23 protein-coding genes and 1 pseudogene are annotated in these 22,520 nt (G+C 48.1%); all 24 read left to right on the top strand.

Annotated features, from left to right (window positions below; genetic code table 11):
- Positions 1-132: 132 nt before the first annotated feature.
- Entirely contained in the window at positions 133-705 is a 573-nt protein-coding gene (locus EJK17_RS09080) for a terminase small subunit (protein WP_103661449.1), read from the top strand.
- A complete protein-coding gene (terL, locus tag EJK17_RS09075) occupies positions 698-2,158 on the top strand; it encodes a phage terminase large subunit (protein WP_103661448.1) in 1,461 nt (486 codons plus the stop codon). The genes EJK17_RS09080 and terL overlap by 8 nt, the downstream gene beginning before the upstream one ends.
- 14 nt (positions 2,159-2,172) lie before the next feature.
- Entirely contained in the window at positions 2,173-3,579 is a 1,407-nt protein-coding gene (locus EJK17_RS09070) for an anti-CBASS protein Acb1 family protein (protein WP_127796372.1), read from the top strand.
- Between the two features lie 136 nt (positions 3,580-3,715).
- The gene (locus EJK17_RS09065) at positions 3,716-4,369 is read left to right on the top strand and encodes a phage minor head protein (protein ID WP_246011979.1); all 654 of its coding nucleotides are present in this window, start codon (positions 3,716-3,718) and stop codon (positions 4,367-4,369) included.
- 190 nt (positions 4,370-4,559) lie between these two features.
- Entirely contained in the window at positions 4,560-4,763 is a 204-nt protein-coding gene (locus EJK17_RS09060) for a LysM peptidoglycan-binding domain-containing protein (RefSeq protein ID WP_127796370.1), read from the top strand.
- Position 4,764: 1 nt separating this feature from the next.
- Positions 4,765-5,877 carry a DUF2213 domain-containing protein gene (locus EJK17_RS09055; RefSeq protein WP_127796369.1) on the top strand — a complete coding sequence of 371 codons (1,113 nt, stop codon included), beginning with the start codon at positions 4,765-4,767 and terminating at the stop codon, positions 5,875-5,877.
- Positions 5,878-5,888: 11 nt separating this feature from the next.
- On the top strand, positions 5,889-6,518 hold the full coding sequence (locus EJK17_RS09050; RefSeq protein ID WP_127796368.1) for a structural cement protein Gp24: 630 nt from the start codon (positions 5,889-5,891) through the stop codon (positions 6,516-6,518).
- Positions 6,519-6,520: 2 nt separating this feature from the next.
- Positions 6,521-7,468, top strand: coding sequence for a major capsid family protein (locus EJK17_RS09045; RefSeq protein WP_127796367.1), 948 nt, complete (start codon positions 6,521-6,523; stop codon positions 7,466-7,468).
- Between the two features lie 2 nt (positions 7,469-7,470).
- Positions 7,471-7,872 carry a DUF4054 domain-containing protein gene (locus EJK17_RS09040; protein ID WP_127796366.1) on the top strand — a complete coding sequence of 134 codons (402 nt, stop codon included), beginning with the start codon at positions 7,471-7,473 and terminating at the stop codon, positions 7,870-7,872.
- On the top strand, positions 7,869-8,504 hold the full coding sequence (locus EJK17_RS09035; RefSeq protein WP_246011978.1) for a hypothetical protein: 636 nt from the start codon (positions 7,869-7,871) through the stop codon (positions 8,502-8,504). Before EJK17_RS09040 ends, EJK17_RS09035 begins: the two co-directional genes overlap by 4 nt.
- Positions 8,505-8,903, top strand: coding sequence for a hypothetical protein (locus EJK17_RS09030; protein WP_103661441.1), 399 nt, complete (start codon positions 8,505-8,507; stop codon positions 8,901-8,903).
- Complete coding sequence (locus tag EJK17_RS09025) at positions 8,893-9,453, top strand: phage neck terminator protein (RefSeq protein ID WP_127796365.1); 561 nt, start codon at positions 8,893-8,895, stop codon at positions 9,451-9,453. Before EJK17_RS09030 ends, EJK17_RS09025 begins: the two co-directional genes overlap by 11 nt.
- Positions 9,453-10,703, top strand: coding sequence for a DUF3383 family protein (locus EJK17_RS09020; RefSeq protein ID WP_127796364.1), 1,251 nt, complete (start codon positions 9,453-9,455; stop codon positions 10,701-10,703). The genes EJK17_RS09025 and EJK17_RS09020 overlap by 1 nt, the downstream gene beginning before the upstream one ends.
- A 15-nt stretch (positions 10,704-10,718) precedes the next feature.
- The gene (locus EJK17_RS09015; protein ID WP_103661438.1) at positions 10,719-11,144 is read left to right on the top strand and encodes a DUF3277 family protein; all 426 of its coding nucleotides are present in this window, start codon (positions 10,719-10,721) and stop codon (positions 11,142-11,144) included.
- 59 nt (positions 11,145-11,203) lie between these two features.
- The gene (locus tag EJK17_RS09010) at positions 11,204-11,620 is read left to right on the top strand and encodes a hypothetical protein (protein ID WP_103661437.1); all 417 of its coding nucleotides are present in this window, start codon (positions 11,204-11,206) and stop codon (positions 11,618-11,620) included.
- Positions 11,621-12,095: 475 nt separating this feature from the next.
- On the top strand, positions 12,096-17,084 hold the full coding sequence (locus EJK17_RS09005) for an NlpC/P60 family protein (protein WP_168180783.1): 4,989 nt from the start codon (positions 12,096-12,098) through the stop codon (positions 17,082-17,084).
- Positions 17,085-17,099: 15 nt separating this feature from the next.
- Positions 17,100-18,143: a LysM peptidoglycan-binding domain-containing protein gene (locus EJK17_RS09000; protein WP_127796362.1), complete on the top strand. Its 1,044-nt coding sequence runs from the start codon at positions 17,100-17,102 to the stop codon at positions 18,141-18,143.
- Between the two features lie 11 nt (positions 18,144-18,154).
- Positions 18,155-18,565: a phage baseplate plug family protein gene (locus tag EJK17_RS08995; protein WP_127796361.1), complete on the top strand. Its 411-nt coding sequence runs from the start codon at positions 18,155-18,157 to the stop codon at positions 18,563-18,565.
- Positions 18,565-19,545, top strand: coding sequence for a hypothetical protein (locus EJK17_RS08990; protein ID WP_127796360.1), 981 nt, complete (start codon positions 18,565-18,567; stop codon positions 19,543-19,545). The genes EJK17_RS08995 and EJK17_RS08990 overlap by 1 nt, the downstream gene beginning before the upstream one ends.
- Before the next feature lie 13 nt (positions 19,546-19,558).
- Positions 19,559-20,056 carry a hypothetical protein gene (locus EJK17_RS08985; protein WP_127796359.1) on the top strand — a complete coding sequence of 166 codons (498 nt, stop codon included), beginning with the start codon at positions 19,559-19,561 and terminating at the stop codon, positions 20,054-20,056.
- Entirely contained in the window at positions 20,049-20,429 is a 381-nt protein-coding gene (locus EJK17_RS08980; RefSeq protein ID WP_127796358.1) for a contractile injection system sheath initiator, read from the top strand. Before EJK17_RS08985 ends, EJK17_RS08980 begins: the two co-directional genes overlap by 8 nt.
- Entirely contained in the window at positions 20,419-21,600 is a 1,182-nt protein-coding gene (locus EJK17_RS08975) for a baseplate J/gp47 family protein (RefSeq protein WP_127796357.1), read from the top strand. Before EJK17_RS08980 ends, EJK17_RS08975 begins: the two co-directional genes overlap by 11 nt.
- Complete coding sequence (locus EJK17_RS08970; RefSeq protein ID WP_127796356.1) at positions 21,590-22,267, top strand: hypothetical protein; 678 nt, start codon at positions 21,590-21,592, stop codon at positions 22,265-22,267. Before EJK17_RS08975 ends, EJK17_RS08970 begins: the two co-directional genes overlap by 11 nt.
- 69 nt (positions 22,268-22,336) lie before the next feature.
- Positions 22,337-22,520, top strand: a pseudogene (locus EJK17_RS08965) (hypothetical protein); the annotation flags it as partial.

The following is a 22,520-nucleotide window of genomic DNA, read 5'->3' as shown; positions in this document are numbered from 1 at the left end:
TTAATCATAAGGTATTCAAGTAAGCCAAGAAGCGAGTGCGAAAGATCACTCCACGGCAAATGGCGCACCGGGGGAACCGGTAGGTATGTGGGTTCGAACCCCACCTTGAATATATTAAGGAGGTGACGCCGGTTGGGCGAACAAAAGTTAACAATTAAGCAGAAAAAGTTTGCAGATGAATACGTGAAGACCGGCAACGCCACCGAAGCCTATAAGAATGCGGGTTACAAGGTCGATAGCATGACGCAAAACGCCTTATATAAAGAAGCAAGTAAGACCCTCAGAAAACCCCGTGTCAAAGCTTACATAGATAAGCGCATGAAAAAGATTGAGGATAACAAAATAATGGGTGCAAAGGAAGCTTTAGAACAGCTGACAAAGATCGCACGGGGCGAGCCATTTGTTAAGATGATCAAGCTTAGTGAGGACGACGAGCCAGAGCCGGACCTAGTTATTCCAAAGCCTGCCGATATGCTAAACGCATTGAAAGAGATTCTGAAACGGTACCCACTATCTGAAATGGACAAGGCGCAGATTAAGCGCGCACAAGCGGAAGCCGTGAGAGCTGAGTCTGAGGCACAGGTCGCAAAGGCACAAGCCGAACAACTCCACACGGTAGCAAACAACACCCGTGAAAAGATGGCTAAATTAAGTGTGGAAGAGTTACGCAATATTGCAAAGTTAGCAGGTGAAGACGATGACTAAGTTAACGGCAGCCGAAAAGAACGGACTAGCACTGGCGGCTAAGGAAGAATTGGCATGGCATAACTACGCCGATTACTTCCAGTTGGCTAACCCGGGCATGAAGCTATACCCACACGTGCAATTAATTTGCGATAAGCTGCAAAAAATAGCGGACGGCGAACAACACTTTTACATCATAGAATTAGCACCACAGCACGGAAAAAGCTTGACCATTACCAAGACGTTTCCTAGCTATTTCTTAATGCGTTATCCGGATAAGCACGCTATGATCGTTGCTTACTCGCAAGACCTGTACAGTCAATTTGCAGCAAGCAACCGGCGAGCATTTGCCGATTGGTGCGGTGCTGTCCCGTATCCGGCATTAAAGTTGGGCAAGAACACGAGCCAGACCTTTGATATCCAAGACCACCGTGGTGGCTTCTACGCTACCTCTATTCTTGGTGGTGCGACCGGTATGAGTGCCGACTTGTTGGTCATCGATGACCCCGTGAAAAACGCGGAAGAGGCGCACTCAATGACCGTGAAGGACAAGATCTGGGACGAATGGAACCTCACGTTCTATCCTCGTTTACAAAAGGGCGGCTCGGTTATCGTCATCATGACACGGTGGCAGACAGACGACCTCGCAGGCCGGTTAATTGATCAGTCTAGCTTGCCATGGGAAGAGATCAAGCTTCCAGCCATTGCGGAGGATATTCCAGCAGGGCAGACAGACGCAATCGGACGCCACAACGGCGAGGCACTCTGTCCCGAACTGCACTCACTCAAAGAGCTTGAAACACATAAGCACGATATGGGTACAGCTAAGTTCACGGCACTCTACCAACAAAGCCCCATCATCGAGGGCGGTAACATCTTTAAAGAGGACTGGCCAACCTATTACGTGGACAGCGAAGAGACAGCGGCACGCTTGCATCTCAAAGTGGGGCGCGACGTGGTTATCCTGCCCCGACACTTTGACCAGACCGTGCAGGCATGGGACGCCACATTCAAATCAAAGGAAAATGACGACTTTGTGAGTGGTGAGACGTGGTCCCGACGCGATGCCATTTGCTACCTGCGTCTAGGGTGGTGCCATAAGAGACTTAGCTTCACCGAAACGCTAAACGCCATTAGGGCACAGTCACGGCTATACCCCGACGCATTGGCTAAGTTGGTCGAAGACAAGGCCAACGGTCCGGCAATTATCGACACTTTAAAGCGTGAGATACCGGGCATTATGCCGGTTAGTCCGGGAGCCGACAGCAAGGAAGCGAGAGCTGCGTCTGTGTCACCGATGTGGGAAGCACACCAAGTGTGTGTACCGCACCCGAAATGGCACCCCGAAGTCAATGACTTCCTAACGGAAGTATTTGGCTTCCCGAACATGCCACACGACGACTTTGTGGACTCAATGGTCTACGCTCTAAGAAAACTAAACAGAAAAGTTAACGGTCCTATCGTTAGATACTAGGAAGGAGGGGCACTATGGCAGATAAGAAAAAGAAAATGCCGGTCGTACGCACCGACGCCTTAAATCTCGGTATGCGGACACCGTATCGGCAAGCAGGCTGGATAATACAGAGCAACGAACAGGACTACGAAGCACTCGACAACCAGTACAAGCACGACGCTATCACTCAAACAGTCGTATCTAAGCTAGGCTTCGATGCCACTCGTAACGGCCTGCGTATCGTGATCCCGAACGATGCCAAATTGCAACAGGCCTACCAAAACGCCTTTGATAAGCGCATGGTATTGCCGACACTGGCTCAGCAAACGAACTATTACAACCGTCACGGAGATGGTTACGTAGCTTACGGCTTATTAGAAGATCACCCGACCAGCACGGATACACCTATTGACCCGTTTAACATTCGGGACTTAGCGTTTATCCACGCATTCGGGCAGACCAACATCCAGGCATACAAGACCAACGACGACCCAACCAGTGCCGATTACGGCAAAGAGTCCGCCCTCGTGATCCGGCCAAAGCAACCCGGGCAAAAGGTTAACAAGGACGGTACAATTACAACCGAGCAGGCCAAGTTAGACCCTGTTGTGATCGATGCAAGCCGGTACAGTCATATCGCACTAGACAAGAGCGACGGCGACGAGACCGGTACGTCCTTAATTACTCGATGCGAAAACCAACTCAAAAACATGCAAATTGCCACGGAATCAATCGGCAAGATGCTACGCGAGTACACGTTCAAGGTGTTCCAATCTGATCGGCTAATGACGGAGGACGACGACAAATTCCGGCGCGACAAGATGGAATTATCGCAGGTAGCAAACACCGAGGGCATGATGTTTATTTCAAGCGACGATACCCTCACGAAGGTGTCCACACAAGCCGGTGGGGTAAACGTCCTTATCGACTACTTGTGGCAAGACCTTAGCGCAGCTTGCCGGATACCAAAGAGTGTGCTAACCGGCGAACAGGCCGGAACATTGGCCGGTGCTGATCAAGACGTAGTCAATTACTACGACACCGTCAAGGCGTTTCAAGATCAGTGCTTAAAGCCCGAAGTTGAAAAGATCGTGCGCTTGCTCATGTATTCCAAAGACGTTGCCGGCGGTTATCTCGACCCCGACTCTATCGATTGGCACGTTGAGTTTAACCCACTATACACGCCCGACGAGAAGACACAAGCCGAGACCTTCCAGACCACGGCCAATGCCTTATCGACACTTGTTGGTGCTGCAATTATTGGACCCGACGAAGCAGCCGACCGCTTAAACGGGCAGGCTAACAACCAAGTGGGGCAAATGCAGAACACCAACAACGGCGACGTCGAGACCGACAGCGCCGAAAGTTGGGCTAAGGCTCACTTTACCGATGAGCAAATCAAACAGTATGAGGACGACCTAAAGGCGGCACACAATGACTAGGCGACGCACAGGTTACCCGTTTGCATTGGAGCGGAGCTTTTACAGGTCATTAAGTAAAATCATACGTGGGTGGTCGAAAACGGCTCAGAAGCGCATTAACGTCCATTTACGGCAATACGTCAAAGGCGGTACTCAAATGTTAGCCGACGCGGACAACTCCGACGACCCTATGTGGACTAAGTACGTGCAGCAGGCGCTCGTCCTTATGAGTGCGGACATTGAAGCACAACAAAGCGACCAAGACCTCGAAAACTTGGTCACGCGGTTTGTGATCAGTGTCGACAACTACTCATATAACAAAGTCGTGCATAAGAAGGGCATAACAACCATGAAAGTGGGCGTCAATGCCCTAAACCCGCTGAAAGATAGCCCCAAATTACGTGAGTACACGTGGGGCAAAATCGTAGAAGACACAAACCTGATTAAGTCCATGAGAGGTCGTTTCATTGACCAGCTAAAGGCGGATATTTACCGCAACATCAATGACGGCGGCGGTATATCCGATATGGCACACGCCATTAGCAAGCGCACGGGCATGACCTTACGCCACGCTGACCTAATCGCAACTGACCAAACAGGCAAGATACTTGCACAAGTCGACAAGTACCGTAATGTTATGACCGGCTCAACAAGATATGTGTGGCGGTCGATGGAAGATAAGCGTGTGCGGCCAAAGCACCGCGAGCTAGACGGCAAAGAGTTCAAGTATGACGACCCAAACGGCGGCGACAATGGTCAACTGCCGGGCGAGCCTATCCGGTGCCGCTGCTATGCTGACCCCATCGACTAAACAACAATTTAAGAATTAATGACGTTTCCTCAATGCGAGGGGGCGCTTTTTTTATGCCTAAAATTACGCAAAGTTTGTGAAAAAATGCGGGTACTCGCCTACGGGACAAAGTTCATTCAAGCTCGGCATTATAGCATTCTTACTTTGTGAAATTTTACTGATAAATAACGCGTGAAGGAGGTGAAAAACCGTGAAGAAGAAGTTTGATTACACCGGCTGCACCAAGCACGTAGTCCAAGAAGGCGAAAGTCTTTTCGATATCGCTCAGCACTACTGCGTGGCTTTGCAGCAACTCAGATACTTTAACAATGTCTCAAAGGCTGACTTTAAGGTCTACGCCGGCAAGACCATTTATATCCCTAAGGCACCAATCAATGTTCCGGTAGGTGAATAGCATGCTAACTCGATACGATAGCGCGACTATTAACCGTTTCAGCGTTGATAGCCAAACGGGATACCTACACGTCCGCAATGTGCCAATCGCACGCGTGGGCGTGTTCCCGTACCTAAAGCCCGACGGATCCATTCAAATGGAAGCCAAGTTACCCGACGACTTGCTGACAGACAGCGCCGTCGAGAGTGCCAATTCAAAGCCAATTACAGATAACCACCCGAACGAGTCCGTTAATATCAACAATTCCAGTAAGTACGCAAAGGGTTTAACCGCCACCAACGCACACGTGGATGGTGACAAATTAAAGGTCGATATGACCATTATGGACGGCTCATTGATCGACGAGATCAAAAAGGGCAAACAAGAGCTATCAATTGGCTTCCAGACCGACGTCGAGCCGGTCGCAGGTGAATACAAGGGCATGAAGTACGACAGTGTCCAACGCAATATCCAGATTAACCACGTCGCCGTTGTTGCCCGTGGTCGTGCCGGTCACACGGTACGGCTAACAGGTGACAGCGCCGAGATGGTGCAAGACCAAGAACCAAGTAAGGAGAATCAAATGGAAACAACAACCATTCGCATGGACGGCGCAGACGTTACCGTTGCGCAAGCCGATGCAGACAAGATTTTAAAACTTGACGCTGACAACAAGGCTAATGCAAAGAAGATCGACGAATTAAACGCCCAAATCAAAGCATTAACCGCCGAACGCGACAAGCTAAAGGGCAGCGCCGACAGTGCTAACAAGCAAGCCGACGAAGCCAAAGCAAAGGCCGACTCGCTCGAAAAGCAGTTAGCCGATGCTGAAAAGAAATTTACCGGTGACGCACTCGACAAAGCCATTGCTGACCGCATGGAATTGATCGACCAAGCAAAGCCATTTGTAGGCGAATCAGCTGACTTTACCGGTAAAAGTGCGAAAGAAATCAAGGTAGAAGCCATTAACAAGGCGGACTCAATCGACGTTTCCGACAAGTCCGACTACTACATTGATGTCTACTTTGATTCACTCAAAAACCGCTCAAACGCTGGCGTAGTCGGCTACAGCGGCAAAGAAGAAAAGAAAACAGATAGCGCGGACAACGTGCCCGATCGCTACCACTTAGCATAGGAGGCGATTAAATGGCTATTCCAGACGGACAATTATACGGCGAACCTGATTTAGGCGCCGGTCAATCAGCAACTAATGACGTTCTCACTAACAAGACCTTTACAGAACAAGCAGGTGGGGACATCGATTACGGCCAAGCAGTTGTCATTAAAGACGGTTTGGTAGTACGTGCTAACAAGTCACACATCTATGGCGTGGCTTTAAGACGTCAACATATCAACGGCGATCACTTGTATCCAGACGCTAACAGCATGGCAAGTGACCACTATTACAAGGGTGAATGGATCAGCATTCTACGTGACGGAAACGTAGCTGTCCCACTCTCAGCCGATGTAAATGCACGTGAAAACGCAGCAGTCGACGAAAACGGAAACTTTAAGGTAGCAGGCGCTGGCGACAAGGTCGTCGGCGTTTTTTTGACTGAAGGAAACAAAGGCAAGACCGCAATCGTAAGTATCACACTACAAAGCGACACCGACGTTGTCACTGGTTCTGGACGTTCAAGCGCATTCCCTAATGGCAATGACGTAGACACCACTACCGAACAAGACACTGCACCAGCAACCACTACCCCATCAACTGGCGGTAACAACGCAGGTGCAACTAATACCGACTCAAACAAGCAAGGAGGTAACAAGTAATAATGACAACAAGCGCAAATAACGGCGTCATTACACGTGAACAACTCGTTTGGGTTGATAACGTCGTAAAGACACCAAAGACACAAGAATTAACCGCGTTAACAATGTTTAAGACCTTCCAAGTGCCTGCATGGACGCCAGCCGTAAGATACAAGGTTATGACAACCAGTGGACAAGCATCTACCTATGTAGAAGGTGCTACTGATATCCCAGTAGTAGACGAAAACATGACTGAATACAGTGCAAACTTGACTGATTTAGCCATTTCTATCCGTTACACCCGTCAACAAATCGGTGAAGCTCGTCAAGCCGGTGTTGATATTCTTACACCAATGGCAGCCCGCGCTCGTAGAGCCTTAGCGGAAGCCGAAAACAAGTTAATTTTCAACGGTAACCACTCATCAAATCCAGCTCTTAACATTTGGGGCTTAACTGACAGTGCTAACAAGTTGGGCGTACAAACCGCAACTGCACCTGTCGCTTTTGATGACTTGGGTGAAGACACTGACAAGAACCTGCAAATTAGAAACTGGTTCAAGGCTGCCTTGTCACAAATTACCCACTTGGCAGGCTATTCAACTGCTAAGCCTATCTTAGCGTTGCCACAAGCATCTATTGACGCTTTGGACACACCATTTAACCAATACAATCCACAAATGACTGTACTTGAAATGATTAAACCTTGGTTCTCACAAATCAAGGTTGTGCCTGAATTTGAACACCAATATTTTGGCGCTAAGGGCAACAAGCAAGACATGGGTTATATCTTCTTGAATAGCGAAGACATCGTAAAGATTCCGGTAGCTCAACAAGTAACTCAATTGCAACAAGAAGTACACAACGGCTCTACTACTATCCCTTACGTTGAACGCATGGGTGGCTTGGTTATGTACTACCCTCACGCATTTGTCCAATTAAAGGGCATTAACGACCCAAAGAAGGTTAAGTAAACATGAGCGACGTAAGTACGCTAGTCGATAAGATCAAGGCACTAAGCCCCGAACTTACCGCAAACACGACCGACGAAACGCTCCTCGCGTTGCTCACACAGGTGCAGCCAATCGCGCTTGCTGACGGGTTTCCGGAAGTTGCTTACAACAACGCCGGCGTACCTATCCACGCGCTTGATATGGCCACTGAGTATTTAGCCTTGCACCTAATCGCACTTAACCAAGCACTAGGCGACGGTAAGGGTAACGTCACGAGCGAGCAAGTCGCAGTGTTAAAGCGTACCTATGCCGACGTATCTAAGCTTAAACTGTGGCAACGTTCGCCGTGGGGCCAGCTATACCTATGGCTATATAACCTTTACGGCAACGGGAGCCAAACACGTTATGGAGTGATTCAGCATTGAGTAGCTTCGAGGATATTACGCATACTCTTGACCACATTAGCAAAGAAATGGACTATCTCAGCCACCATCAAGTCGTTATTGGCTTTTTCGGCGCAGAAGATAGCTTGCTGCTAACTGTGGTAAGAGCCAACGAGTACGGCGCGCATATCGTCCCGAAAAAAGGCAAGTTCTTGTGGGTGCCATCACGGCAGGCCATTAAGGAATTTGGCAAAAGCGTGAAAACTAAGGACGTGGCCGCTAAGTACAACTTGTTTGTGCCTAAGGGTAAACGCGTTGCATGCGTAAACAAAAATAAGAAGCTTGTGGTCTATTTCTACTTGCTTCGAAAAGTCGATATACCCGCACGTGCCTTTATTCGTAAGACTGGACTGGACTATTCCAGCAAGTACAAACGGATAATGCGCGCAGGGGTCGAAGCCATTATGTACGACAACGCCACAGGCAAGCAATTACTCGCAAAGCTCGGCAAAGAGGGCGTGAAGGATATGCGCGAGGTTATGCTGCGCTGGACAAAGCCGGGTAACGCACCACTGACCATTGAAAACAAGCGCGGGGCTAATAACCCACTTGTTGACACTGGACAGTTACAAAAGCGTATTACTTGGCAGATATTACCGCTGGGAGGTGACTAGATGAGTTTCTACATGTCTTTCAAGTCCATGCTGGATAGTTTCGGCGTGGACTTGACAGTCTACCCACATGATAAGAGCAAGCCATCTTATCGCTATTTAGGCGGTAGGAAGATACCGGTCGAGGGTACGACAGCACCCGAACCGATCAAGGTTCATGAACCAGTCGTGCCCGCTAATCAATTTAGCGCGATATTATCCAGTTATGTTGATGGCGGGAACTTAGAAGAATACGACCTCTTATGGTTTTCGAGTGGTAAGTACGCGATTGACACTGTCATCCAAGTGCCATCACAAGGTAACCGCAAGTATAAGGTCGTCGATATGTCCGATTGGCAAGGCTACTCCGACGTTTGCATATATATGCTGAAAGGAGACGCTGAACACCCTAATGGACTCTAATTACATTCCAAAGATGTCCGACCATTTTCTTGTGCAGTCAATACTAGGCAAGGTTATTGAGGACTTAACAGGCCGGCCACTTGTCAATATGGCAAACACCGACGAAATGCCCGACTATCCTTACTTTAGCTTTAACTGGATAGATCTTGGTAAGGACACCACAACCGACTGGCTAGGTGTCAATGAGCAGTACGTAAGTACGATGCAAATTGATGTACACGACAGCGATCCCGACCGAGCGCAACAACTATCGCGCAAGCTTTACCGTGCGCTGCGCAGTGTTAACTACCAGCGTGTTTTTAATCAGGCACAAATTGTGCCGCAAAACATTACAAATACGAGCAATCGAACCGTAATTCTCGGCAGCTATTACGACTACCGGTACGGCTTTGATTGCTCGTTTTTGATTAATGGCGGTCAAGAGTACGACTTTAGCAAATTAAAGTTTGACTACTCAACTACCGACATTAAGACAGTAACAACCGGCATGTCTTACGGGTCGAAAAACGGCTCGTTTGATGTGCCTAGGAAATCTAAGGAGGAAAAGTAATGGCAGATACGAAAACCATTTTCGCGCCTTACGACCGCATTAGCGACGTAAACGTGATCATGACTGTTATCCACCCAAAGCCCGTCGTAGACCTGGGTAATTTGCTTATCTTAAACGGCATCCGGCCAACTGCACCAGCAGAACCAGCCGGCGACCATAAGCAAAATACCCAGCCTACACAACTGGCAGGTGGTAACGCACAAGGTACAACGCCAAAGGGCCAAGGCAGCCAACCAGCTCAACCCGTCGACGACGGTGCGAAGTTGCCAAAGCTGCCCGACGAATTGAGCAACGTAGACCGTATGCACGGTATCTTATTGCGCAAGACCGACCCAGCAACCGGCGCTGTCTATCGGGAATACAAGAACATTGATGCCGTAGCTAGTGACTACGACGAAGACAGTGAAGTTTATAAGAAGGCTAGTGCTTACTTTGCACAAGACCACCACTCAGACAGAGTAGCCGTCTTGGAATACGACACTAACAAGCTTTACGACTCATTGAAGGCGTTCTGGTATTTCAATTGGACTTTTGCAATCAACGTGGACCCAGCTCTCGACGACGTAGTGCTTAAGGAATCTAACATTTTTGAAATCAATAAAGATCACTTCTTAGTACTCCAAACCGACGATTTAGCTAAGTTTACTAATTTCTATGGTCAAAATTACACCATTGGACTTTATCACCGCATGGACGAAGCAATGGACGCCGCCTTTATCGGTGCGATCGCTGCCCGTCCAGTTGGTTCCGTAACGTGGAAGTTTAAAGAACTTAAAGGCATCACGCCATCTAAGTTAACCACGCAAGAATTGTCCGGCATTAACAACGCCCACGCACAAGCCTACGTGGAAGTGTTCGGTCGTGGCGAAACCAGTGAAGGCCGCGTTATGTCCGGTGAATACATCGACGTATTGCACGGCGTCTTATGGGTACAAACCAAGTTTGAAGGCGATCTCGAAACCTTGCTTCAAAGCAACGGCAAGATTCCTTATGAACAAAGCGGTATCAACATGATTCTTGCCACTGGTACGCAAGTGCTGGAAGAAGCCCACGAACGCGGCATTATTCGCACCAACGAAACCAATGGCAAGGCCGATTACACCATCACCGCAACCCCACGGAGCGAGCAATCTATGCAAGATTTAAGCGACCGTCATTACAGTGGTTTGTCATTCCGCTACCACGTCCAAGGTGCTATTCACACCATCACTGTTAACGGCATCGTCGACAGTGACACGATCATGCAATAGAGAGGAGGTTAGCAAATGGCAAATTTTAACTCAGCGCAAACCGGTGTGATGGCCACTTATAAGGCCGTCGATACCACTGTAATGGTCAATGGTAAGCAAATTTTCGGTTACGGCGAAGACACTATGTTCACGGCTTCATACGATAACGACACCGTTACCATACAACAAGACCCACAAGGCACTGGTGTTGCCTCTGAAAACGCTAAGACTGGCGCAACTATCACTCTTAATATTTCAGAAAGTTCGCCAGTTAACAGCTTCTTGAATGACCTAGCAAGTACCAACAACTTCCCAGTGGACATTGTTACAACTACTAACCATATCCACGCCGTACACTGCTACATCCAAAAGAAGCCGGACATCCAAGGTGCAGCAACCGCTTCAAACCGTGCATGGGTCATTAAGGCCATCAACATGGACGACACCCCATTGGTGTCCTAATTAATCACTAATTTCGTCAAGGCCTACTATGGTCGATCTTAAAAAAGGAGAACTTAATTATGGCAGAAAATAATAACAAACCAGAAATTTTAAATGAAGATGAAAACGCCAAGAAGGCCCTTGCAGCTCATAAGCAACAAACCGAAAACGCTAAGAGCGCTAAGTCTTCAACAATCGAAAACATGCTCGGCAAGACCAAAGTAATCAAGATCGGTGAAGGCACTGATCACGGTTATTCTTTGACATTGCGTTATCCGGGCGTTGCTCGTGCTATGCAAATCGAAGACATCGCGAGCGGTGCAAATGCTTATAAGACAATTGCAGTAAGTCTTTTCATGGAAGAAGTAATCAAGGACGTTATTGTTAGTCCCAAAATTAGTTCACTTGACTTTTGGAATAACCATGTGGGCCTTGCCGAAGTTTTCGATCAAACTTTGTCTTTTCTTGAAGCAGGAATCAACGGCGACCTTAAATAAGAGTCAATTTGACGCAAGGGTAAACGCATTAGAGTTACCTGTATGGCTCGTGCTTCATGGTGTCCCGCTAGAATTAGTGGACCACGCCACCTACGACTCGCTAACTGTATTAGCCGAGATCGTAAACAGGAACATTAAACAACAAGTAAATATTGACGCCAACGCCACCAATATGGGCGTTTGGGGTACTAAAGATAAATAAGTGAGGTGAGACATCGGCAAAGTAAAGCTGGTGTTTTTTATTTTGCCGAAATTTCAAAGAAAGGAGTGGTAAATAATGACAGATACGCACGAAGGGCTAAGCCTTAATCTTAAAGCCGATTATAAGCAGGTTAACGAAGCCACGGCGGCAGTTAACACGCTTTACAAACGGTTTGAAAAGGTCAAGGCACTCGGACAGGACTGGAAAATACCCCCACACCTGCCGGAAGAAATCAACCACGTAAGTACTGTTACCGCTTCATATATCCAGAGATTGCAGTCGGAGGGTAAGACCTACCAAGCCAACAAAGCGCAGGTCGAAGCCTATCGGAGTGCTGTCAAAACACTCACTAATCAACAAGAAAAGCTAGAGCAAAGCTTAAATAAAATTGCTGAAACATCCGGCAAGACTAGCGAAGAATATAGAGCGCAGCAAATTCTAGTTAACAAAAATGCGACTGAAATTAACCGCTTTAAATCAAGTATCAATAGTCTTAACGATGAAATGCGCAGGTCTAACCCCACCTTTATGGACAAGGTTAGATCGAAGCTCACAGCAACTAACACCGAAGCAGAAAAGACTCACTCGCTTTTTAAATCAATGTTTGCCGCAAATATCGCGACAAACGCCGTAACCAGTGGCTTTAATATTGTAAGAAATCACCTTGGTGGCATGATACGGTCAGCTCATGAATACAACATTCAGCAACAGACCATGGACGCCACTTGGTTAACTCTTACTGGACACGCAAACAAAGGGAAGGCCATGGTCGAGCAAATCGACAACATGGCGGCAGCGGCTCAGAATGACACCCACATGGTCGACACACTGAGTCAAAAATTCTATGCGATTAACAAATCGCCGGAACAAACCGCCAAGTTAACCAAGTCTATCCTTACTTTGCAGGATGCCTTTGGTAAGACTGACCCCGAAGTGGAAAACTTCGCAACTCAGTTCTCGCAGATGATGGCGAACCAGAAAGTGTCCGCACAGGACATGCTCTCATTCGTTAACGTCTTCCCAGAATACCGCTTGGAATTGTTAAAGACCGAGCAACAACAAACGCATAATAGTAAGCTGACAATGAAGCAGTTTAATAAGCTCATGTCGGCCGGCAAGATTAGCTCAAAGATGGCAATTGACACCTTGGAGCGGATGAGCAACAAATACAAGAACGCAACCGACAACTTCACTAAGACCATTCCGGGCATGATTCGGACGGTCAAATCACAAGTGCCAAGGTTGGTTTCTGCATTTGACGAGCCATTCACTAAGATGGAAAACCCGCTTATTAAGCAGGTGAGCGACTGGGCTACATCAAAAGAGACCGAAAAAGCGTTTGGACGGCTAGGTAAGACGGTTTCAACCGGCTTCAACCGTGTTATGACCCATACCTTCACGGTCGGGCAGAAAAGGCCGAAGCCATTAACACGTGCTAAGCGTGCGCAAATGGATAGGTTCTTGGCTGCTAATGCTTATAGCGGACAGTTGCCGAAAAACCAGCTTCAAAAGGTCATGCGAGAGTTGCCGAAATCAGAGCGAAATAGCATTTCCATTCTTAACAGGAAACTACCGCATTCAGTCTTAGAACCGGTTATGAATGGCAATAAGTCATCAAAGCCGGGCACATTGGCAGGCGTTGGCAATGAGCATCTTAAAAAGCAACTGTCGTACTACCAAGGACTAGTCAAGGCAGAGAAGAGCTATAGAGCTGGTCAAAACAAGACCGTGACCTTGACGGATATCTTAAATAAGGGTATCGACAAGCTAAATCACGGACTAGGGCAGCTATTCAACTACCTATCCAAGCATGGCAAGGATATTAAGGACATTGGCAAGAGCCTATTCTCAATCACGGGTACAATCGCTCGTGGCGTGTGGAAGGACTTTTCAGCAATTGCAATTAACATAGGTAAATCGCTCGGACTGATCGGTAAAAATGCCGACAAGAACGGCGGTAGCCTGCACGCAATCGCAGAGATGTTAAACAACATTGCGAAAAACAAGAGTGCTTTAAAGAAGGTATCCGACATTATTGTCGCTATCAGTGCCGCTAAGCTATTCAAGCAGACAAGTACGCCATTTATCGGACTTGCCAAAGGCAGCTATAAAGCATTTTTGCGTGTTCGTGGCTTAGCTCGTGGACTCAAAGGAGTTAACGACGCTGCCAAGCTCTCAAAGATGGGCGATATCGAAAAGACCTTCTTTAATATCGGTTCCAATGCTCGTAAAGCTGCCGGTAGTGTTAAGGACTTTGCCAAGAACTTTAAGTCACTTAGCAACCTTAAAAAGTTTGGTAAGGGCCTATTTAGCGCTAAGGGTGGCGCTGGCAAGCTTAGTGGCTTGTTACAGTCCGCCCACTCTGCTAAGGGCTTTAAAAACTTATCAACAGCTGGTAAATGGGGCACTGGCTTAGCTGCTGCTGGCGTAGCAGTTGACGCAGGTGCAAGTCTGATTGATGCGGTCAAGAACCGGCACTCGGCTACTAAACGCTCTAAAGCAATTGGTAAGTCGATAGGGTCGGCACTTGGTGGCGGTATCGGTTTATGGTTCGGCGGTCCACTGGGTGCCGCATTAGGCGCTAAGATTGGTGGAATCGTCGGCAAATGGGGCGGTTCTGCTGTCAACAAATTTACAAAGGGTTGGCAACGTAAGAAACCGCCAAAGAAATTCTGGTCACTGGCTAACCTTGGATGGTCTGCTCACTCAATGTGGAACGGTTTTACGTCAAGCGTTGGCAAAACAATTAATTGGTTTAAGAAGCATTGGCAAGTTGTCGGTAGCTTCCTATTACACCCGTTTGCGACAGGCTTTGGACTACTTTACAAGTATAATAAAGGCTTCCACAAGTGGATCGATGGTTTAACCGGATACTTCCGAAAGAAATTTGCGCCGCTCTCTGATTGGTTCCATGATCACATCGCAAAACCAATCGGAGATATTTCGGGCAAAGTAGCCGACTTCTTCACGGGTGGCCACGGTAGCAAGGGTGGCAGCAAGCGTGCTAAAGCCCATGCTCGTGGCGGCTTGATGACTAGCACTCACGGTGCATTAGTTGGTGAAGCAGGCCCCGAACTTGCATACAAGCCATACGCTAACCACGTACGGCTATTAGGTGCAAACGGCCCACAATTTGCCAAGGTTCACGCGGGCGAAAAAATCTTAAACGCACGTGATACGCACAAAGTTATGACTGGCGGGCTTGGCCGTGGCTTAGTCCTTAAGGGTTACGCAAACGGCAACACAGGTCTTGCTAAAACAACTAAGAACGTCTCACGCGATTACAAGAAGATTAATAAGACGTCCACTAGTCAACTAAATTCTTTGTCTAAGAAGAGTAAGCAGACGTGGAGTGGAATTACAAGCCACACCACTAAGCAAGCTGAGAAGACCCGAAAAGCAGCAATTAGCAAGTACACAAGTATGCGTAAGGGCGTCCACAAGCAAATGGACGCAATGCACGACGGTGTAATCAGTCTTGCCGGTACGACTGCAAAGGGGTTTGGCAAAGAGCTAGACCACATGACCAAGTACGCGCATAGCGCAATGAGTGACACCATCGGACAGATTAACGGCGGTATCCGTGGCATTGACAAGGTATTAGGCCAATTTGGCGGTAACACGAGTGTGATTAAGCCTGTCAAGTTTGCTAAGGGTACCGACGCCAACGGCCGGTTAACTCAAAGCACTTATGCGATGGTTAACGATGCGACGACAGGCCCACGACAAGAAGCCCTCATATCTGACAAGAACGAAGTCTTCATGCCACAAGGTCGCAACGTCCGTATGGTTATCCCGAAGGGTTGGGGCGTCCTTAACGGCACTCAAGCCCAGCAAGCGGGCTTAACACACTTCGCCAAGGGTTCCGGCATTGGTCACAACCAACTTAAAAAGATCGCTGAGAGAGCGGGCAATAACCCTGCTAAGAGCTTTGCGGAGATGTACTCGAAATTCATTAAGCCTGCCGGCGCAGACTTAAAAGAGGGTGCAGAATCACTCGCAAAGAACGCGTCTACGCACTACGGTAACCCATGGAGTGGTGCTATGTGGTCCGTTATCAACAACGCTATTAACGATGGTGGCGGAGCTACTGGTAAAGCATCCGGCTTGCTGAAAGCCGTAGAAAAGAACGGTGAAGGCCATAGATATGTATGGGGTGCGGAAGGTCCGAACACGTTTGATTGTTCCGGACTTGTTAAGTACACCCTAGAACACGACTTTGGCATTGATTACCCACACTTTTCCGGTTCTCAATACTCACGTACGCAACATATCTCAAAGAGCGAGGCGCGTATGGGCGACCTTGTTTTCTGGGGTGCAGGTGGTAGTGAACACGTCGGTGTTTATGCTGGCGGTAATAAATACTTCTCTGCACAGTCACCAGCACAAGGTATTCATATGAACACCTTAGCGTCTGTACGCAATGAAGGTGCGCCGATGTTTGGGCGCGTCAAGGGCTTGAAAGCCCCAAAGGCAGCCGCAAAGAAGGCTAAGAGACCTGACAGTCGGTTAACCGCACTTGCTAAGCGTGAGCTTGGTCCGTCTGCTTTGAAATGGATAAAGGACAACCTCGGCGATACTGCCGGCGGCTCATTTGGTAACCCTGCCGGTGACGGTGTACAACGCTGGAAGCCATTGGTAAAGAAAGCCCTCGGCGTCTTGAATTTGTCAACCTCGCCAAGTATGGTTAGCCGCGTTCTCGCACAAATCGCAACGGAATCAAGCGGTAACCCTAAAGCGATGGGTGGTACCGATGGTTTAAGCGACGGACACGCCGAAGGTTTAATGCAAGTTAAGCCGCCAACGTTTAACGCGTATAAGCTGAAAGGCCATGGCAACATTTGGAACGGCTACGACAACATGCTGGCTGGTTTAAACTACGCCAAACACCGTTATGGCCAGTCGCTCTACTACCTTGGCCAAGGCCATGGGTACGCTAAGGGTGGCAAGCCTAAGGCACATACACCGTTTATTGCTGGCGAACAAGGTCCCGAACTGATCACCGCCGACGGTCCAGTCAAGGTCGACACCCACGAACAAACCAAGCGTAAGTTTGCTGAGTTGGGCGACTTGATCAAACCGCCAAAGGTGCATAAGGGCGGCAGCGGTAAACCACAATTGCCGCCAATCAATATCAATATTAACGGGCCTATTTCTAGCGAAAAGGACGCTAACAAGGTGGCACAAATCGTTAAACGTGAGCTTGCTACGGTGCTTGAAAACATCGGCGACGAGTTCGGCGGCGACCCAACCGTTTACTAGAAAGAAGGTTAGATTATGCCTAAAAAGCACAAGAAGCCCGAAGTGTGGACGGTCAAGGGGCGCTCCCGTGTGAAGGACAACTGGAAAATCGTCCAGCCCAAATCGGAAAACGCCGTAACCAAAGCTAAGAAGGCCTACAACAAGGCAGAAACAGCTTATAAAAAGGCCAACAAAGCTTATAACTCGGTTAACAAGTCCACAGACAAGGCTCTGAAAGCATTTAAAAAACTAAAAAGTAACAAGAAAACTAAAAAAGCGGCCTTAAACAAGGCCGAAAAGAAATACAAGGACTGGAAGAAGCGAGCAGCTTCCAGCAAAAAGAAGCGCAATCGTGCTAAGGATAAGAGAGACAGCGCGAAAGCTAAGCTCAAAAAGGTGACCGCTAAGCAGGATAAGGCCAACGAGGCCAAGATCGCGAGCGCGATCACTGAACACAACAAACAATGGAACAACGAAGGCCACATGGCAATTTACCCAACCGGCGGAGCTGGCGGGGCTGCTAATGTGGTCTTTTTTGCACCAGTAAATACCGAAAGCGAAAGTAATAGTTCAAATATCACGTCGTGGCCAGTCGACAAGGGCGCACCACGGTCAAGCTATGCCCGCGTATCAAGCAAGACAGTAGAAATTGACGGTCTATTGAGTGATACGGATGCGGGTACAGCGCATGATAAGTGGGTCAAATTACGCGGATGGCACAGCAGTCACCGCGAGCTGACTTTTAAAGGTGATATCTACTACAAACACTTGCTAATCAGTCAATTAAACCGGCAATTTACCGGCTATAAGAACACTATGCAAGTATCGATTACTTTCACCTTCGTACGTGCCGCTCAGATCACGACTTCCAGCGGTAAGAAGACGCATAAGAAGGCTTCAAAGTCTCACAAGACAGTGGCCGGAAAGCGCAGCAAGAAGTATACGAAAGTCACGATTAGACGGGGCGACACGCTTTGGAAATACTCACAAAAGTATGGCAAGTCGGTTAGCTGGCTGAAAAAGGTTAACCACCTGAAAAGCTCAACTATCATAGCTGGCAAGCCTTTGAGAGTTAAGTAGGAGGTGGCCGTATGAGACAGCATTTACCGGTGGATGTCGAAAACCTACCGGATATATATGACATCAAATTAGCGGGCACTAACTATACATTGCGTCTCGACTATAACCCTATAGCCGATTATTACACCTGTACGATCATTCTTGACGGCGAGGTGCTATTAGAGCAGGAACCGCTAATTCTCAATCAACTCGTGGGTATTGATATACCAGATGACCGGCTGCCGGCCGTTGACTTGCGAGTCATGGACGAAACGGGCAATGCAGTTAGTCAAGGAAAGGGCGAGTTTGGCGACAACGTCAAGATTTATCTTGATGTGATCGACCCCAACGGCTCGGAAGATGTTGACCCATCACGTAAGCCGCTCGGATACGATCCGGACGAACCCGACGACGACACAACCGACGAGGAGGTCTCTTATTAATGGCTATTACTACTAAGGACCCGCACGCCTGGTTTGTTGCGACTAACGATGCCGGCGAAACACAAACTGTTTATAACAACGAACGCTATGAACATGACTATCCGTTTGGCTTTGAAGTTAATTTTGCGGATATCGCCAGCCCACAACAAAACACGGTGACCTTATACAACATGAGTAAGGAACACCGCGAGTTTTATCAAAAGAAGCAGCATTGTTATGTGGCTTTTAACTGGGGCAAAGACAAAAAAATCTTAGCCGAGGGTTATATCACAAAGATTGACGTTAACCAGTCCGACGGGGTCACGGATACGCTTGTAATCACCTTTACGGAAGGCACCGATTACAACAATATCCAGGCTCGTAAGCTCAAAGTTACGAAGAAAAAAGCGGTTAACAAGTATAAGCATATTACTAAGACCGAGACATATAAGACAGGCAAGAAAAAGGGACAAAAGCATGAGGTAAAGCACCGTGTAAAGTATCGCGGCACTAAGACCGTGCGAGCAAACAAGACTTTTCGCAAAGGTACTGATTACAAGACGATTATCAAGGGTATTGCAAGCCAAGCTGGTATCAAGATAACCAGTATTGACTTAGCAGAAAACCCAAAAATGAAACGTCCGTACACCGCCCACGGGAAGCCGTTGACCTTGCTTAAAAAGCTTGTTCCTAAAACCAAGTCAAAGATGGTTTATATCGGTGGCAAGCTTGAAATTGTTAACCCTAAATCAAATAAGCGTACGTGGTACGGAATCGACGACCAAGACCTTGTCCAGCCGCCATCTTACAACGAAGACGGCAGTGACGACGAGGACGGCGGCACATGGGAAATCACTATCCCGCTCGTGCCGGATATCACGACCAACGTCGGGATCTTAATGGAATCGAAATATCTCAAAGGTAAGTACTACGTAAAAAGCGGACAGCACACGTTTGACGGCGAGAACCCGCAAACGCAGTGCAGTTTAAGTGCGATATAAGGAGGTGGGCTAGATGAGTCAATCACAGAACGAAGAACGCAAGGCATGGTTTAAAGGTATGCGCAAACTAAAATTTGGCATTCAAAGCGAGATGCGTTCAGCATTTATTGCCAAAGTTATTAAGTACGATAAAAAGAAGCATTTAGCAGATATACAACCGCTAGTCAACTTCTCAGATGGTACAGAACAAGCACAGCTCTTAGACGTGCCTGTGGCTGAAAATTGCTACATTATCGACGAAATATTGGAGCGATTCAAGCCTGACTACCAGGCAACCGACACCAACTCAAAGATACCCGCACACGATCATTCAAACTTTGTTCCGCATTATCGTAAGAAACCGTTTATGCGTGCCGGCGTTCCGGTTGTGGCGGTTATCTTAGATCGTGACAACGACAATTGGAGCGGCGGTCGCTCGGTTGATACGTTTACACCTGAAACAAACAGGCTACACGACATCAATGACGCGGTCGTAATCGGTGTGTTAGGTGGTGATGCGATTAATGGCTAAAGACTTTGCAATCACTTTTAACGGTGATCTGATCATCGATAAAAATACACACGACTTTGCCATGATCGACGGCGTCGATGAGGTAGCACAACGCATACGTGCGACGCTACTGATCAGATACGGCGAGATGCCGAACTTGGCACCCGAACAAGGTTCAGACTATAGCAACTTTATCGGCAAGAACTTTAATCCCGACTTAGCCCGTGCAGATATGCGAGCAACGATCGAAGCAAACGTGCCGGAAGTTGAAACGCTCGACAGCATTGAATTTGAAAAGCTGCCCGAACGTGGTCTAGCCGTGCATTTTAAAGCAACCGTCAATTTAGACGGCAACACAGAAACAGCGGAAGGAGGCTTTGAACTTGGCGATTAACTTTGGTTTAACTAGTCGTGGTTTTAGCGCACCATCTTACGACGAGCTGCTCGACAGTGTCGAGAGCGACTTCGTCGACCGGTGGGGCGAGGACTTAGTGCTTACCAGTAACTCAAATGCGGGTATTATCGCGCGTATTATTGCGTGGCGTGAGTACCTGTTAATTAAGGAATTAGAGCGAGACTATTTCAGCGCGTTTATTTCAACTGCTACGGATAGCTCGCTCGACCGGCTAGGCGCTAACATCGACTTACCCCGCAAGGTGGCTAGACACTCGCACGCAGATATCGTTATCCAAACAGATGGCGAGTACCTCATTGAAGAGGGTGAAGGCTTTGAAACTCCCGACGGTGTGACCTTTACCTTAACTGGCGACGTGATCACGTCGCAGGACAGCGACGGCAACTGGACGGGCATTGGTGAAGTTGAAAGTGACGAAAAGGGTGTATACAACAACGTGGACGCTAATACAATCACGCTAGTATCAAACCCCGACGAAAATATCTTATCCGTTACTAACCCGAAAAAGGCAGAGGACGGACAGGACTACGAAGAGGACCCAGCATACAGAGCGCGTTTAATCCTGGAAAACGCACACCGTCCGGGTCCCACGGCTGCCGGTATTAAATCGGCACTCATGAACCTGCCGGGCGTGCGTGACGTTAATCCTATTGAAAACCCAGACGCAGACGTGGACAAATACGGTAACCCACCGTACTCAGTCCACGTTTTTGTTTTGGGCGGTCGCGATGAAGATATCGCCAATTGCTTGGTTAACCACATTGCCGCCGGCATCGCTCTTGTGGGTAAGACCATGCTAAAGGTGACCGACGCAACCGGCAATAAACGTGCGATTTATTTTGACCATGCGGTTGACAAGCAGGTATATGTCAAAGTTAACCTCACAACCAACGAGCGCTGGAATGAGGATACGGGCGTACAGCAAGTCAAGGACGCCATTCGTGAAAAAATCAATAATTTAAAAATGGGTAAGGCCGTGCATTTAACGCGACTCTATCCCGAGGTTTACCACATTGATGGCGTGGAAGATTGTCAAATAGCCATCGGTACGGTCAAAGATCAACTCTTAGACAAGGATATTCTTACAAAAGAGTATGAAGACCCGACCACAAGCGATGACGACATCGAGGTGAATATCTATGGCCTATGAGACAACCCCGCAATTAATGGCGGAGGTATCCGAGTACTGGCGTAAGCGTCCCGGGTCTAACTTCTATAACTTGGTCGACATCTTTAATAAACCGCTAGAGCGGATAAGTGACCAAGGATATAAGGTTATGCGCTGGCGTGGAATTAACGACGCTAAGGGCAAGACACTAGACCTCATAGGTCACGACATCGAGACGTACCGTCCGAGCGACGACGACGAGCTTTACAAGTTCATGATTAGGCTTATGAAGCTAGCTAGTCGGGCACAAGGTACAATCCCGTCAATTATCAAGATTACAAGTTACGCCATAGAACACAACGGTGGCTTTAAAATCTGGAAGACCGGCCCACCGCGCCACATTGGTATTCAAATACCGTGGGATTACGTGCAGCGCTGGCCGGTTGAAAAGTTTCTGCTTGAAAACTTGCAGCACATGTTAGCACTAGGCTACTGGCTTGATGGAATCGTATTTTTCACACGGGCAGAGTTGCCGCTATATGTGGGCGTAGGCAATCAAGACAAGACCACCGATAAGCAAGAGTCCGGGCTGGTTTGGTGGACTGGATGGTCTGCCAAGTCGGCATTTGCGCCACGTATCAGTTTGATCGGTCGTATCCGGTCCACTGAGGTGACCAAGTCAGAAGCCCTTTGGACAAACGGGCAGTAAGAAAATCACACAACTACTCAATCGATTAAGACTGAGTAGTTTTTTATGCACACAGAAAGGAGCCAAATTATGGCAGACGAACAAGACAAGCCTACAGGGTTCAAGCCTAAATTTTGGCCTAAAGCCGTCTTGACCAATGACGGTCGTCACGCCTTTTTGCAATCAGTGGCAAGTAACCACGTACTGCACTACACGCGTGTGACCCTATCAAGTCAAAAGATGGTTGACGGTCAAGGCAAAATGCTTGACAACG

Origin of the sequence: Lactobacillus xujianguonis, from assembly GCF_004009905.1 — a bacterium.
Classification (GTDB): domain Bacteria; phylum Bacillota; class Bacilli; order Lactobacillales; family Lactobacillaceae; genus Lactobacillus; species Lactobacillus xujianguonis.
Note: the sequence above shows the minus strand (reverse complement) of the source record. Positions and strands in the feature narration are given on the sequence as shown.

What these genes read in the sequence shown, in the direction of transcription:
- EJK17_RS09045 (WP_127796367.1), top strand. Translation starts at nt 6,521, where the DNA reads ATGACAACAAGCGCAAATAACGGCGTCATTACACGTGAACAACTCGTT.
- EJK17_RS08985 (WP_127796359.1), top strand. Translation starts at nt 19,559, where the DNA reads ATGAGTCAATCACAGAACGAAGAACGCAAGGCATGGTTTAAAGGTATG.
- EJK17_RS09040 (WP_127796366.1), top strand. Translation starts at nt 7,471, where the DNA reads ATGAGCGACGTAAGTACGCTAGTCGATAAGATCAAGGCACTAAGCCCC.
- EJK17_RS08995 (WP_127796361.1), top strand. Translation starts at nt 18,155, where the DNA reads ATGAGACAGCATTTACCGGTGGATGTCGAAAACCTACCGGATATATAT.
- EJK17_RS09020 (WP_127796364.1), top strand. Translation starts at nt 9,453, where the DNA reads ATGGCAGATACGAAAACCATTTTCGCGCCTTACGACCGCATTAGCGAC.
- terL (WP_103661448.1), top strand. Translation starts at nt 698, where the DNA reads ATGACTAAGTTAACGGCAGCCGAAAAGAACGGACTAGCACTGGCGGCT.
- EJK17_RS09000 (WP_127796362.1), top strand. Translation starts at nt 17,100, where the DNA reads ATGCCTAAAAAGCACAAGAAGCCCGAAGTGTGGACGGTCAAGGGGCGC.
- EJK17_RS09015 (WP_103661438.1), top strand. Translation starts at nt 10,719, where the DNA reads ATGGCAAATTTTAACTCAGCGCAAACCGGTGTGATGGCCACTTATAAG.
- EJK17_RS08980 (WP_127796358.1), top strand. Translation starts at nt 20,049, where the DNA reads ATGGCTAAAGACTTTGCAATCACTTTTAACGGTGATCTGATCATCGAT.
- EJK17_RS08990 (WP_127796360.1), top strand. Translation starts at nt 18,565, where the DNA reads ATGGCTATTACTACTAAGGACCCGCACGCCTGGTTTGTTGCGACTAAC.
- EJK17_RS09030 (WP_103661441.1), top strand. Translation starts at nt 8,505, where the DNA reads ATGAGTTTCTACATGTCTTTCAAGTCCATGCTGGATAGTTTCGGCGTG.
- EJK17_RS09070 (WP_127796372.1), top strand. Translation starts at nt 2,173, where the DNA reads ATGGCAGATAAGAAAAAGAAAATGCCGGTCGTACGCACCGACGCCTTA.
- EJK17_RS08970 (WP_127796356.1), top strand. Translation starts at nt 21,590, where the DNA reads ATGGCCTATGAGACAACCCCGCAATTAATGGCGGAGGTATCCGAGTAC.
- EJK17_RS09025 (WP_127796365.1), top strand. Translation starts at nt 8,893, where the DNA reads ATGGACTCTAATTACATTCCAAAGATGTCCGACCATTTTCTTGTGCAG.
- EJK17_RS09055 (WP_127796369.1), top strand. Translation starts at nt 4,765, where the DNA reads ATGCTAACTCGATACGATAGCGCGACTATTAACCGTTTCAGCGTTGAT.
- EJK17_RS09010 (WP_103661437.1), top strand. Translation starts at nt 11,204, where the DNA reads ATGGCAGAAAATAATAACAAACCAGAAATTTTAAATGAAGATGAAAAC.
- EJK17_RS09050 (WP_127796368.1), top strand. Translation starts at nt 5,889, where the DNA reads ATGGCTATTCCAGACGGACAATTATACGGCGAACCTGATTTAGGCGCC.
- EJK17_RS09065 (WP_246011979.1), top strand. Translation starts at nt 3,716, where the DNA reads ATGTTAGCCGACGCGGACAACTCCGACGACCCTATGTGGACTAAGTAC.